Below are 13940 nucleotides of genomic sequence, written 5' to 3'. Positions count from 1 at the left end.
GAACACCATGTACGAACTCGGTGTGGTTTACCGCAACATCCAGCGCGCCGACCGCGCGACCGCCGACGGCCTGGCCGCCCTGGGCTCGGCCACCGTCCACGAGGCCATGGGCCGCGTGGGCCTGCTCAAGCCCTATATGCGTCCCATCTATGCGGGCCAGCAGGTCTCGGGCACGGCCGTCACCGTGCTGCTGCAGCCCGGCGACAACTGGATGATGCATGTGGCCGCAGAGCAGATACAGCCCGGCGACATCGTGGTCGCGGCCGTGACCTCGGAATGCACGGACGGCTACTTCGGCGACCTGCTGGCCACGAGCTTCCAAGCGCGTGGCGCGCGGGCGCTGATCATCGATGCCGGCGTGCGCGACGTGAAGACGCTGCAGGAAATGAACTTCCCCGTGTGGAGCCGCGCCATCTCCTCCAAGGGCACGATCAAGGCCACGCTGGGCTCGGTCAACATCCCCGTGGTCTGCGCAGGCATGTGGGTCACGCCCGGCGACGTGATCGTGGCCGACGATGACGGCGTGGTCTGCGTGCCCGCCGCCAAGGCCGCCGCCACGCTGCAAGCCGCGCAAAAGCGCGAAAGCTTCGAGGGCGAGAAGCGCGCCAAGCTGGCTTCCGGCGTGCTGGGCCTGGACATGTACAAGATGCGCGAGCCGCTCGAGAAGGCCGGCTTGCGCTATATCGATTGAGGAGGAGAAGCGCATGAGCAATTTCGAGAAGACCCCCGGCTGGCTGGACTGGTACGCCGGCCCCTCCAAGCCCAAGTTCCAGGTGCCCGCAGGCGCTGTGGATGCCCACTGCCACGTCTTCGGCCCCGGCGATGAGTTCCCGTTTGCGCCCGAGCGCAAGTACACGCCCTGCGACGCCAGCAAGCAGCAGCTGTTCGCGCTGCGCGACCACCTGGGCTTTGCGCGCAACGTCATCGTGCAGGCCACCTGCCACGGCGCCGACAACCGCGCCATGGTCGATGCCTGCAAGGCCGCCAACGGCAAGGCGCGCGGCGTGGCCACGGTGCGCCGCAGCGTGACCGATGAGGAGCTGCAGGAGCTGCACGCCGCCGGCGTGCGCGGCGTGCGCTTCAACTTCGTCAAGCGCCTGGTGGACTTCACGCCCAAGGACGAGCTGATGGAGATCGCGGGCCGCATCGCCAAGCTCGGCTGGCATGTGGTCATCTACTTCGAGGCCGTGGACCTGCCCGAGCTGTGGGATTTCTTCACCAGCCTGCCCACCACCGTGGTCGTGGACCACATGGGCCGCCCCGATGTGAACAAGCCCGTGGACGGCCCCGAGTTCGAGCTGTTCCTCAGGTTCATGCGCGAGCACCAGAACGTCTGGAGCAAGGTCAGCTGCCCAGAGCGCCTGTCCGTCACCGGCCCCAAGGCGCTGGACGGCGAGCAAAATGCCTACCGCGACGTGGTGCCCTTCGCCCGCCGCGTGGTCGAGGAGTTCCCCGACCGCGTGCTGTGGGGAACCGACTGGCCCCACCCCAACCTCAAGGACCACATGCCCGATGACGGCCTGCTGGTCGATTTCATCCCGCACATCGCCCCCACGGCCGAACTGCAGCGCAAGCTGCTGGTGGACAACCCCATGCGCCTTTACTGGCCCGAAGAGGCCTGAAGGCGACCATGTCCGGCCAGGGTGCCGGACATATTCAAGGAGATATCCATGGCATTGGACAAACCCTATCTGGACGTGCCCGGCACCATCATTTTTGATGCCGAGCAGTCCCGCAAAGGCTACTGGCTCAACCAGTTCTGCATGTCGCTGATGAAGGCCGAGAACCGCGAGCGCTTCAAGGCCGACGAGCGTGCCTACCTGGACGAATGGGCCATGAGCGAGGAACAGAAGCAGGCCGTGCTGGCCCGCGACCTCAACTGGTGCATGCGCACGGGCGGCAACATCTACTTTCTGGCCAAGATCGGCGCCACGGACGGCAAGAGCTTCCAGCAGATGGCAGGCTCCATGACCGGCATGTCCGAAGAGGAATACCGCAACATGATGGTGGGCGGAGGCCGTTCGGCCGAAGGCAATCGCCGCGTGGGCGAGGAGGGCGATGCCCAGGCCCACCGCCAGCCGCAGGGCAAGGCCGGCAGCGTGGACAAGAACAACAAGGAAGGCAACTGACATGGCGCGCATCACCGCATCCGTCTACACCTCGCATGTGCCCGCCATCGGCGCGGCCATGGACCTGGGCAAGGCAGACGAGCCCTATTGGCAGCCTTTGTTCAAGGGCTTCGAGCACTCGCGCCAATGGCTCAAGGACAACAAGCCCGACGTGATCTTCCTGGTCTACAACGACCACGCGACCGCGTTCAGCCTGGACTTCATCCCGACGTTTGCCATCGGCACGGCCGCTGAATACCAGCCCGCCGACGAAGGCTGGGGCCCGCGCCCCGTGCCCAAGGTCGTCGGTCATCCCGAGCTGGCCAGCCACATCGCGCAGTCGGTGATCCAGCAGGACTTCGACCTGACCATCGTCAACAAGATGGACGTGGACCACGGCCTGACCGTGCCGCTGTCGCTGATGTGCGGCCAGCAGGACGCGCGCACGGGCGCCTGGCCCTGCCCGGTGATTCCGTTTGCCGTCAACGTGGTGCAGTACCCCGTGCCGTCGGGCCAGCGCTGCTTCAACCTGGGCCGGGCCATCCGCCGAGCCGTGGAAAGCTTCGACGAAGACCTGAACGTGCAGATCTGGGGCACGGGCGGCATGAGCCACCAGCTGCAGGGCGCGCGCGCCGGCCTGATCAACAAGGAGTGGGACAACCGCTTCCTGGACCTGCTGATCGAGAACCCGGCCGGCCTGGCCAAGATGCCGCATATCGACTACGTGCGCGAGGCCGGCTCCGAAGGCATCGAGCTGGTGATGTGGCTGATCGCGCGCGGCGCCATGGCCGATGTGGATGGCCCCGCGCCGCTGCCCAAGGTCAACCACCGCTTCTACCATGTGCCCGCGTCCAATACGGCCGTGGGACACCTCATCCTGGAGAACGGCTGAGGCCCCCACGTTCATCACTGCGTGTATTCACTGCCCCCCGAGGGGGCCTTCGCCTCCTTGAGGCGGCTCTACGGAGACTCATATGAGCAACAAGACCATCAAAGTCGCCCTGGCGGGCGCCGGTGCCTTCGGCATCAAGCACCTGGACGGCATCAAGAACATCGACGGCGTTGAAGTCGTCTCCCTGGTGGGCCGCGAGCTGGCCAAGACCCAGGAAGTGGCCGACAAGTACGGCATCAAGCATGTGACCACCGAACTGGCCGACAGCCTGGCTCTGCCCGAGGTGGACGCCGTCATCCTGTGCACGCCCACGCAGATGCATGCCGCCCAGGCCATCGAATGCCTGAAGGCCGGCAAGCATGTGCAGGTGGAGATCCCGCTGGCCGACAGCCTCAAGGACGCCCAGGCCGTGGCCGATCTGCAAAAGCAGACCGGCCTGGTGGCCATGTGCGGCCACACGCGCCGCTTCAACCCCAGCCACCAGTGGGTGCACAAGAAGATCGCGGCCGGCGAGTTCAACATCCAGCAGATGGATGTGCAGACCTATTTCTTCCGCCGCACCAACATGAACGCGCTGGGCCAGGCCCGCAGCTGGACCGATCACCTGCTGTGGCACCACGCCGCCCACACCGTGGACCTGTTCGCCTACCAGGCCGGCAGCCCCATCGTGAAGGCCAACGCCGTGCAAGGCCCCATCCACCCGGAGCTGGGCATTGCCATGGACATGAGCATCCAGCTCAAGGCCGCCAATGGCGCGATCTGCACGCTGAGCCTGTCGTTCAACAACGACGGCCCGCTGGGCACCTTCTTCCGCTACATCGGTGATACCGGCACCTACATCGCGCGCTATGACGATCTGGTCAACGGCAAGGAAGAGAAGATCGACGTTTCCAAGGTTGATGTCTCCATGAATGGCATCGAGCTGCAGGACCGCGAGTTCTTCGCCGCCATCCGCGAAGGCCGCGAGCCCAATTCCAGCGTGGCCCAGGTGCTGCCCTGCTATCAGGTCCTGCACGACCTCGAGCAGCAACTGCAGGCCTGACCCGCCCGGCGAGCCGTCGCAGCGCACCATGTTTCCATCCGGAGTACCGCAATGACCGATTCCTCCTCCAGCAGCCGGGAAGACGTGCCCGAGGCGTCCAATCGCCTCGGGATCGACGGCATAGAGTTCATCGAGTACACGACCAGCCAGCCCCAGGCCCTGGGCCAGGTGCTGGAGGGGCTGGGTTTTCGCCCCGTGGCGCGGCACCGCTCGCGCGAGGTGACGCTGTACCGGCAGGGGGACATGAACCTGGTGGTCAATGCGGGCGCTGCCGATGCGCTGGCCAATGCCGCCTCGGACGGGCAGCCCGTCATCTCGGCCGTGGCGCTGCGCGTGCAGGATGCCCTGCAGGCGCATACGCGCTGCATCGAGCTGGGAGCCTGGGCGGCGCCCAGCCAGGCCCAGGCGATGGAGCTGCACATCCCGGCCATCCACGGCCCGGGTGGCAGCCGCTTCTACTTTGTCGATCGATGGCAGGAGTTCTCCATCTATGACATCGATTTCAAGCCCATCGCCGGGGCTGATCCCCATCCACCGGCGCTGGCCGGCCTGGGCTATTTCGGCGTGGTCCAGTACATAGGGCGTGGCCGCAGCGCCGACTGGATCACCTACTTCGAACGCATGTTCGACTTCCACCTGCTGCCCGACGCGCAGCGCTTCGGCATCCTGCCCAAGGGCAAGCTCATGCGCAGCCCCTGCAAGCGCTTCCTGTGGCAGCTCATCGAGCCCGACCCGGGCCTGGAGTGGGACGACATGCCCGAGCGCCTGCAGCGCATCGGCCTGGGCACCACCGACGTGCCTGGCGCCGTGCAGGCGCTGCGCCAGCGCGGCGTGGAGTTCGTGGAATCGAGCCGCCTGCACCCCGATGACCGCGGCGCGCTCACGCGCAACGCCATGGGCACCGTGGTGTTCGAGCTGGTGCACCGCGACGCCTAGTGCAAAGCCTGGCGCGCCGCCGTCCGATTCAACCGCCGATACACACAACGATCCTGGAGGGCAACATGGGCTTGCTGGACAGCTATGGCATGGACACCATCACTCTGAATGGCTCTCTGGAGGCCAAGCTCGACGCCATCCGGCGCGCGGGCTTCACCCAGGTCATGCTCAGTGCGCGTGACCTGGCCGGCCACCCGGGCGGCGTCAAGGCGGCAGCGGCGGCCGTGCGCGCCAGCGGCCTGCGGCCCACGGGCTTTCAGGTGCTGCGCGACTTCGAGGGCCTGTCCGACCACCTGCACCACTACAAGGTGGACATCGCCAAGTCCATGCTGGAGATGTGCGCCGAGATCGGCAGCCCCGTGCTGCTGGCCTGCTCGTCCACTTCGCGCCATGCCACGGGCGATCTCGACGTGATTGCGCGCGACCTGCGCAAGCTGGCCATGCTGGGCATTCCGCTGGGCGTGAAGATCGCCTACGAGGGGCTGTCCTGGGGCCGCTCCGTCAATGAGTTCACCACCAGCTGGGACGTGGTCTGCCGTGCCGACACGTCCAATCTGGGCATCGGGCTGGACTCCTTCCACATCCTGGCCGCCAAGACGCCGCTGGACGCGCTGGAGCTGATCGACCGCGACAAGATCTTCCTGGTGCAGCTGTCCGACTTCATGTGGCACGACGCCCCCACCTTCGAAGAGCGCATGGCCACGGCGCGCACCTTCCGCGTGTTCCCGGGCGAGGGCGTGCACAGCGAGCGCCTGGCCGACCTGGTGCTGCGCCTGGACCGCCTGGGCTACCGGGGCGACTACAGCTTCGAGGTCTTCAACGACGACTACCAGCAACTGCCGCTGGACACCGTGGCCGAGCGTGCGCGCCGCAGCGCCCTGTGGCTCAACGACGACGTGCTGCACCGGCCCGTGCCGCTGCCGGCCTGGGCGCGCACGGGCGTGAGGGGCACGTCGGTTTGACGGCAAAATGGGCCTTCGACATTGCAAGGGAGCGCTGGCCGCTCCCTTGCTTCTTTTCCCTGTGAGAAAACCATGACCAACCTGTCCACACGCCACCTGGGTCCCTTCTCCGTCAGCGCCGTCGGCCTGGGCTGCATGAACCTCAGCCACGCCTATGGCCATCCGCCGTCGCCCGAGCAGGGCAAGGCCGTGCTGCATGCGGCGCTGGATGCCGGTGTCACCCTGTTCGACACGGCGGCGCTGTATGGCTTCGGCGCCAACGAATCCCTGGTCGGCCCCGTGCTCAAGTCCCACCGCAACCACATCACCCTGGCCAGCAAATGCGGCATGGCCGGCGTGCGCGGCGAAGACGGCGTGGTGCGCCGCGTGATCGACGGCCACCCCAAGACCCTGCGCCGCAATTGCGAAGACAGCCTGCAGCGCCTGGGCACCGATGTCATCGACCTCTACTACCTGCACCGCTGGGACCGCCGCGTGCCCATCGAGGAATCGGTGGGCGAGATGTCGCGCCTGGTGGAAGAGGGCAAGGTGCGCGCCCTGGGCCTGTCCGAGATCGGCGCCGACACGCTGCGCCGCGCCCATGCCACCTTCCCCATCGCCGCGCTGCAAAGCGAGTATTCGCTGTGGTCGCGCAATGCCGAGCTGGGCACGCTGCAGGCCTGCAAGGAACTGGGCATTGCCTACGTGGCCTTCAGCCCGCTGGGCCGCGCCTTCCTCACCGGCAAGCTCCAGGAGGTCGAGGGCCTGGTCAAGGGCGATATCCGCGCCGCCATGCCGCGCTTCGCGCCCGAGGCCTATGCGAAGAACCTGCAGCTGCTCGCGCCCATGCAGTCCATTGCCGAGCGCGCCGACTGCACGCTGGCCGAGCTGGCCATCGCCTGGGTGCTGCACCAGGGCGAGCATGTGATTGCCCTGCCGGGCACGACCAGCGTGGACCACCTGCACGAAGACCTGCGCGGCGGCGCCGTGCGCCTGGATGCGGCCCTGCTGGCCGAACTGGACGACCTCTTCAAGCCCGAGCGCATCCAGGGCGACCGCTATGCCGTGGCCTCGCAACGCGAGGTGGATACGGAAAAGTACGCGTTCGAAACCGTCTGAACACGCCGCAGGCCGCTCATGGCATGGATGCGGCCAGGTCGAATGGCGCCGTGGGCGTGCCCTGGTGGAAGCGCATCTGCCAGCCCCGGGCCGTGCGCAGCCGAGACCCCTTCCTTGCGAGCGACGAGCGATACGCTCATGCCTGGTTCGTAGATTCGGCGCACCAGCGCCGCCTTCTCTCCGAGGGACCACCTCTGTTGACTCCGTATGCCTAGTCATATGCATAGTCCTATACCTATCTTCAAAGATAAGCGATAGGACGGGGCCTGGGAATCAGGGGGGCTATCTCACATTGGATGCAACCTGCCCTGAACAGCCGATTTCTATTGATCCATGGCTGCCGCTCGGCTCAGCATTGTCTTAACCGCCGCTTCTGGAAACTTCTAGCGAAATTCCTCAAGCCGCGTCTATGCTGTGGTCGCGAGCAGCTTTGAGAGCACGGTTAATCGGCGCGAGATCGACTAGAAGCGCATTACGGATCAATCGCAGGTCGGCGTCTTTGTAATCCCGTCGAAGCAAGTTCTCGATCAGTTCCTGTTGTCTCGGCTGTCCGAAAGACAGCCGATATAGGGAGAGGATCCGCAGAATTTCGTCAAGCCGGTCGATTTCGCTGCTGAATGGCGCCACCGGCACGATCCGCTCGAGACAAGCATAGCCACGCGGGACGTACCAATACGGCACGAGATCCGTGCGGCGCTCGTCGTTACCTGCCAGATCGAAAAGACGCGTCCACACATCGCCAGACTGGGAAGGTGCGGGCGAAGTCGAGGCGTTGCCATACGCCTGCGCGATGCGCTGGCGCACCACGAGAGATTTGTAGCGGTTGATGCGCCCTTCGCGCTGCTCAAGATCGATCGGATTGGCAGGCAGGCTCCAGTGCACGACGCGCCGGCAATACCAGTGGAAATCGAGACCCTCCTGACCAATGGAGGTTGAATTAAGCATGAACGGCCAGAAAGGCGAATTGAAGGATGCGCGCACGTTGGCGATTCGCTTGATCCCTTCCTCCTCAGTGCTGCTCTGATTGCCGAAGGGCACGGCGTAGTGGCAGTGGAACGTGAAGTCATGCCGTTTCACCTGGCCTTTTAGCGGTGGAAGGGCAGTCTGCGCTGTAAGTGAAACCGCCCCCGGTGTAATGGCCGCATGAAACGCCTCGACCGACTCGTCCATGCCGCGATGAACCGATCTGAGCAAATGCATGAACTCGTCGAACATAGCCTGCAAATTGCCCATCGCGGCATACGATGAGACAGCAAGCCAGGGCTTGGCCCTGGGCAGCACGGCTCGCAGCACACGCTGCGATTCCATGCGGTTCATCTTGTCGATGAAGGATGATGCGCAGTCCGTCGCGTGCGCCAGCCGTTTGTCATAGCAGTTTTTGACCACGCCAGTGTCCCAGACCGCAGCGAGCGTACGCCACATGCATACCGCAGGCCCGGCGATCGCAAGATCCACGAGCCAGTCAAGCAGGTCCGCTGGCGGCTCGCCGAGCCCGCGATCAGCGCTGGCAAGTGCGTCCAGAACAGGAAGCGCGTATTCCTTTCGCGCCTGGCTGGCCCGTGAGAATTGCTTGAATGCGAGCGCCCAACGCGTCACGCTTGGCTGCGCGTTTTCGCCATCGGTAATCGTGTCAAGCAGGAACGGGGCGAGCGCGTACCAGCGCGCGCTGTAGTGCTGCGTGCCATGCCCGTAGTGCTGGCACAGCAGGCGGAAATCCGTCGCTAGTTCGTCGCGCACATGCTGCCTGACACCCTCGAGCGAGGTGCCTGGATGACCTACCAGCGTGGCAGCCAGGCGCGTCGACGGATAAATCAGCCCCCAAGCCGGCCCGATCCTGACCCCATCGAATAGCAAGGTTCCCTTGTACGCTTCGCGCTTGTCCAGGTAGTCCTGATGCTTGCGGCTCTTGCCCAGCAGACGCCGTTCGCACTCGTACGAAACATAACTGCTCAGCGCACGCGGAGCTAGTACGAGCGATGAAAACAGCAATGTCTTGCTGAAGCCTTCTTTGTCCTTGAAGGGGCCGCAGCCCGCATAGTTGGGCAGGCTCGGTGGCACCCAAAGCAGTCGTTCGGAGCCCTCGGGCGCAGCCGCAAGCAACACTTGCGCGAAGCGCCCGCTCGGCGCCTCGTGCGTCAGATTCAGACTGTAGTTCCTGAAGCGCTGGTGCGGAATCCAGCCCGCTCCGGCTTCCTTCAGTGCCTTCTTGATTGAGGCCTGCTTGGCATGCAGCCGCAGCGTCTCGCGAAACTGGTAGCCGCTCAGGAAAGACAAGCTCCACGGCGCGGCCTTGTGGAACTGCATGACATCGCTCACGGCGTGACCATGGCTAAACGACTTGAGTGCCTGGGCAAGTCGGTCGAGCGCGACGAATCCATCGATCTCCGCCGTTTTCGGGCTTGCGTCCCGCACGTCCGCCTGCGGGGTCACAAAGATCTTCTCAATGTCCGGCTCGATTGCGCCTCGTTCAGAGCGGCAGATGTAGGGACTCAGGGCATTTTCGACGCGGTCGCGCTCGGTCGTGCTGAGCGTGCCCGGCACGAGCGGTGCTGCCGGCAGCGTCAGCAATTGCCGCAGCAGCGCATCGCGCGCCTTTACGTAATGATCGAGCACGACTTTGTCGTCCCGGCACAGATAGCCGAGCAGCTCGTTGAGCTGCTTCTCGTGCGCCTGACCTTCACCATCGTCGTCGAGATGCGTCAGCGCCTTGAACGGAGTTGCTGACAGCAGCAGCGTTGCATAGCCGGTACCTTCATGCAGTACCCGCCGCGCGATGATCTGCTCATCCGAGACGGTGTCGTCGCCGCCAGCGGTGTCCGGCGAAGCGGAGCCGGCATGCAGCAATGCAGAAAACCGCTGGAATTCATCGAGGATGAAGATGTCCGCCTTCAGATTGCGCGCGCATGCTTCCACGAACATCTGGCGGATGCCTCCGCGCACACAAGTCGCCAGATGCGTGCCGTTTTTGGTCGCCTTAATATCTTGCGCGCCCGCTTCGGAGAGGCTCTGGATCAAAGTAGCATATGAGTGCAGATTCAGTTGCAACGCTTTAGCTGCGCTTCGCGCGGACTCGTCAAGCCTCGGTCGCTCCTTAAGACGTCCGATGAACTCCGCACGGGCCATGGGCTCGAGCTCCCGGTCCTCGCATGACCGCTTGGCGCTCTCCCATGCACCCTTCACGCCGTTGCAAAAGAATTCTTCCAGTTGCTGGGTGTCTTGGATCTGGCGAGCCTCCTTCACGGCACGCCAGAGGATATGGCGCTCCAGCGCATTCCCGCCGCCCCGGGTCAGCGAAAAAGATGTCGCGGGAGTGAGCGAGCACGATTCCATCAGAACGCCGGGCTTGGGGGCGTCCTGCTGCAGGCCGAGTTCCGCGAGGCGGCTGAATTGCAGAGAACTGACCCATTGCTGCTGTTCGCTGCCGCTGAAAACGGCAAGCTTGCCCGCGTTCTCTTGTGCGAGCGCCTGGTTCGAGCAGATATAGACCACTCTGAGCGGCTGCGCTGCGCGACCGTTTTCCAGGCGGCGACTCAGGAGAGATGCCACGATCCCGCGCGCCACCAGCGTCTTGCCTAGCCCGACCTCATCGCCGACCAGCAGCCGGCCGTGCAGTCCGTTCGGACCATCGAGACGCATGCATGCTTCCGTGACGGTTGCACGCTGAAAATCCCTTAAGTCATCAAGCGCGTCTTGGAGGCGCTGTTGCGCTTCATGCTTCATGCGTTTCGTTCCAGGTGGTAGCGGGCAAAACTTTCAAAGAGCAGGTCCAGCCCTTCCGGCAAAGTTTCGACCTCGGCGCGAATGCGCCGGTAGATATCGATGGCACGGCTCATCCGGTGTGGCGCTCGTGATGCCGCTCGCAGCAGTTGCTCGTAGAGCGCACCCTTGTCGTCGAGATCGAATACGTCTGCACGCTGCCCGTTGCCGTCGGCGCGCGACCAATCGGTGCGCGACGGATCCAGGTCCAGAATCAATGCAAGGTAACGCAGGAGCTTTCTGCCGTCACCGACGATCTCCCGGAATAACGCGCCCTTGCGCCGTTCGAGCAAGTCGACGGACAACACCGCCTGCATGACGAATCGCTTGCGCACCTCTTTCGGCGAGACGATCTCGATCGAGAGGAATGCGCTGATGTCCGTCAGGCTGATGCCGATCCACACCATCGGGGCGCCCAGCGCGCGCGGATCGTCGCGGCTGAGTAGGCGCACAGTGGCCTCATAGCCCGTAGGCAATAGGGCCGCGCCGTCCAGCGTTGTGTCGAGTCGCAGGTCGAACCGGCCCGGCACGGCCGGATCCTCCTTCACATGGAGAAGCCACCTGGCGGAACTGAGTGCATGCACGGCTCGACGCATTGTGCTGTCTTCCTCTGGGCTGGCCGGCCCGGCATCGCGAAACACGTGGGTATGGAAAACATTAGACGTCGCCCATGTTTCCAGCAAGGCACCGGGACCGAGCTTGCTATTCCTGCCGGTGAGCCGCAGCATCAGTTCGCGATTGCGGGGTAGCGCCAGCTTGCCAGGTTGCCCGAACGCTGCGTTCGTCATATTGGCCGAACCGATATGCCAGATGGCCTGCGCGCCGTGCTTCGCGACGATGAGCTTGGCGTGAAGATTCTGTTGTTCTGGCGCGCGGCTTTCGTGCCGCTCCTCGCCGTCGACCACGCGCTCCGAAAGCGACAGGCAAGTCCAGTTGCTCAGCGCGTCGTGGCCAATCCTGTCGAGCGTGTCCCCTCGGCTGATAAGCGTGCGCCTGGTGATAGAGCGCGTGCGGCTGGCTAAGTCAGCGAGCATGCTTTTCCCATCGGCATCGAGGAACGGGGACATGACCAGCAGATCGTCCAACTTGGACGGCAACTCCAGAGGCACTCCAACGTTCCTCTCATGGCCCTGAAAGCCTGGAAGCACCTCGAACGCCGGGTCGAACTGGTCGGGCGCCGTCCAGACAACATGTCTGAGTGCATCGCACCAGGCTTTGATCCCGGCAGCATGGCGCCGGTCCTGCACCAGTGATCGGAGGAATGCGAGGAGGCGCGGATCGCCGTTGCCGCAACGCACCGTTTCGCCGTCGATGGACACGGCAAGATCCCAACTGCGATCGAATGTAAGGTTGCGCGACAGAACCAGCAAGCGCCAGCGATCTGTACCAGCCTGATCCAGCGCGGAGAAGCGCAGCAGCCAGACCTTGGGATGGAACGACGCGAAAGCACCGTCTGCACCTTCTAGCGCCACGACTGGCACGAGCAGCGGCTCAAGCAAGGCGAAAAGCCGATTGAACTTTTTCGGTACCTTGATGTTGCCGCGCTGGTAAAACACCAGCAGGCGCTTTTGAAGCTGATCGATGGATTCGAGCAACGCCACACGCTCGCCCGAAAGTTCGCCCTCGTCCTCTTGTTCCAGCGTCTGATCCAGCGTGAGCGCGATCGAAGCAGCAGTGAGCGTTTCGAGATCGAGCGAGAAGGTGGTCGCCAGGGCCGAGTGCAAGGAATAGCCCGCTGGCGCGCGCAATTGAGCGCCGTAGTCGAGGCGGTCATTCTCCAGCTTTAGCACGGCAGCACCTCGACGATATCGTTCAACATGCGCCGTACCGTCTGCCAGCGATAGTCGAGCGCACCCATGCCATACCAGTCGGCACGCTCTCGTGGCAGTTTGATCAACAAGGAACGAGCGGGCTTGTTCTCGACGGCCTGAGTACGCACAAGTGCATCGAGACTGGACTGTTTCGGCACTTGAGCCTGATTCAGCGCGTTCCATTGGCGGAGGAAATCGATGGTCCGCTGCTTCACTCGTGTGCCATCCGCGTCGGCAACACGCAGCCATTCGATGTCCGCACCCGGATGGAAGATGCCAGCGAGTCTGGATGTTGCGTGCCAATCGGCATAGCGCTCATCGCAGGACGCACGCAAATCGCCATCGTCGATGGCTTCAGCAATCAGTCGGTTGAAGACGATATGAGCTCCCTCGACTGCGAGGCTGAAGCGCTGAGCCGCCGCTATGTTCTCCCGGCAGGGCTTACTGAGCGTCGGTTGGCCGGCAGCCCATGCGCTGAAAGCGGCAAAGCTGGTGTGGCTATCGTCCAGTGCGCTAGCCGCCAGATCATTGGAAAGCAACTGGGCGCAAACCGTGTTGTCAAGGTCACGCGCAGTAGTGAAGCGTTCGCGTAGGAAACGCGCTTCGGCCACCTCCAGCTTTAAAGTGAGACCGATAGGCCAGTCGCCTTGTGCGCCGGGTGGCCGACGCACGGTGGCCTCGAAGCGCTCCCTGGTGTCATCGTTGCCTTCTTCAGAGCTTACGACTTGATGAGGCTCGCCGCCACGACGCCAATAACGACAGAACTCCGCGAGCGAGCCTTCTGTGCGTACGATCTCGAACACACGCAGACCGTTCCAGTAGGTCGAGGACGGACGCCGCGCGACGCCTCCTTGCTCAACCACGGTGTGGCCGATCACGCCTTCAGGAGCCAAGCCTTTCGCATCGTAGTTGGCCTTGAGCATCCTGGCGAACTCGTTCTCTGCGGTTTTCAGATACTCGGCGAGTGGTTGGCGGCGGCGCTTTGCCTCCGGCCAATCCGCCCAACCCAACATCATCTTTGGTAAGGCAAGGAAATACCGTGCGCGAGTCTGAATCGTGGAGAAGCCGGGGAAAAGCGTATCAGCGTATGCATCGCGCAGTTGTCCAAAGCCCATTTCATCCAGAGTGCCCGGTTCCTTTATCAGCGCTAGGACTTCGTGCACGCGCTTGCGGTCCGTCGAAGAAAAGTCGATCCATCCGACACTGCTCAAACAAGGCTCCTTCCGATATTCATGTTGCCCGAAACATACAGCAAATGGATTGAAGGCTGCTTCGGTTCAGCGTGCCGAATTTGTCGCTAGCTCCGGAGAGTCCATGTGCCGTCGGGTTCAATCT

General features: G+C 63.7%; 11 protein-coding genes and 1 pseudogene. 8 read left to right on the top strand and 4 right to left on the bottom strand.

All coding sequences use genetic code 11. The annotated features are described in order from the left end of the window. Positions 1-7: 7 nt before the first annotated feature. From ligK to CLV01_RS20835, 8 genes are all read left to right on the top strand, one after another. Positions 8-691: a 4-carboxy-4-hydroxy-2-oxoadipate aldolase/oxaloacetate decarboxylase gene (gene ligK, locus CLV01_RS20870; RefSeq protein WP_099733306.1), complete on the top strand. Its 684-nt coding sequence runs from the start codon at positions 8-10 to the stop codon at positions 689-691. Positions 692-704: 13 nt separating this feature from the next. Beyond that, positions 705-1622, top strand: coding sequence for an amidohydrolase family protein (locus tag CLV01_RS20865; RefSeq protein WP_043821247.1), 918 nt, complete (start codon positions 705-707; stop codon positions 1620-1622). Between the two features lie 48 nt (positions 1623-1670). After that, the gene (ligA, locus tag CLV01_RS20860; RefSeq protein WP_012206248.1) at positions 1671-2129 is read left to right on the top strand and encodes a protocatechuate 4,5-dioxygenase subunit alpha; all 459 of its coding nucleotides are present in this window, start codon (positions 1671-1673) and stop codon (positions 2127-2129) included. A 1-nt stretch (position 2130) separates the two neighbouring features. Then, positions 2131-3000, top strand: coding sequence for a class III extradiol dioxygenase subunit beta (locus CLV01_RS20855; RefSeq protein ID WP_013801816.1), 870 nt, complete (start codon positions 2131-2133; stop codon positions 2998-3000). Positions 3001-3082: 82 nt separating this feature from the next. Beyond that, positions 3083-4042 carry a Gfo/Idh/MocA family oxidoreductase gene (locus CLV01_RS20850; protein ID WP_012206246.1) on the top strand — a complete coding sequence of 320 codons (960 nt, stop codon included), beginning with the start codon at positions 3083-3085 and terminating at the stop codon, positions 4040-4042. A 51-nt stretch (positions 4043-4093) separates the two neighbouring features. Continuing rightward, a complete protein-coding gene (locus tag CLV01_RS20845) occupies positions 4094-4978 on the top strand; it encodes a 4-hydroxyphenylpyruvate dioxygenase (protein WP_012206245.1) in 885 nt (294 codons plus the stop codon). Positions 4979-5043: 65 nt separating this feature from the next. Further along, on the top strand, positions 5044-5940 hold the full coding sequence (locus tag CLV01_RS20840) for a sugar phosphate isomerase/epimerase family protein (protein WP_065346192.1): 897 nt from the start codon (positions 5044-5046) through the stop codon (positions 5938-5940). 72 nt (positions 5941-6012) lie between these two features. Beyond that, the gene (locus CLV01_RS20835) at positions 6013-7038 is read left to right on the top strand and encodes an aldo/keto reductase (protein ID WP_099733307.1); all 1026 of its coding nucleotides are present in this window, start codon (positions 6013-6015) and stop codon (positions 7036-7038) included. Between the two features lie 98 nt (positions 7039-7136). Here CLV01_RS20835 and CLV01_RS20825 read toward each other — a convergent pair. The 4 genes and pseudogenes from CLV01_RS20825 to CLV01_RS20810 form a co-directional block, all read right to left on the bottom strand. Beyond that, positions 7137-7247 (bottom strand): annotated as a pseudogene (locus CLV01_RS20825) (transposase); the annotation flags it as partial. Between the two features lie 187 nt (positions 7248-7434). After that, a complete protein-coding gene (locus CLV01_RS20820) occupies positions 7435-10758 on the bottom strand; it encodes a DEAD/DEAH box helicase (RefSeq protein ID WP_099733308.1) in 3324 nt (1107 codons plus the stop codon). Continuing rightward, on the bottom strand, positions 10755-12584 hold the full coding sequence (locus CLV01_RS20815; RefSeq protein ID WP_099733309.1) for a phospholipase D family protein: 1830 nt from the start codon (positions 12582-12584) through the stop codon (positions 10755-10757). The genes CLV01_RS20820 and CLV01_RS20815 overlap by 4 nt, the downstream gene beginning before the upstream one ends. Continuing rightward, positions 12578-13816: a DUF6361 family protein gene (locus tag CLV01_RS20810; RefSeq protein WP_099733310.1), complete on the bottom strand. Its 1239-nt coding sequence runs from the start codon at positions 13814-13816 to the stop codon at positions 12578-12580. Before CLV01_RS20810 ends, CLV01_RS20815 begins: the two co-directional genes overlap by 7 nt. Positions 13817-13940 lie beyond the last annotated feature (124 nt).

The sequence above is a fragment of the Delftia sp. 60 genome (assembly GCF_002754395.1).
GTDB classification, from domain to species: Bacteria; Pseudomonadota; Gammaproteobacteria; order Burkholderiales; family Burkholderiaceae_C; genus Comamonas; species Comamonas acidovorans.
This window is presented reverse-complemented; position numbering and strand designations above follow the sequence as displayed.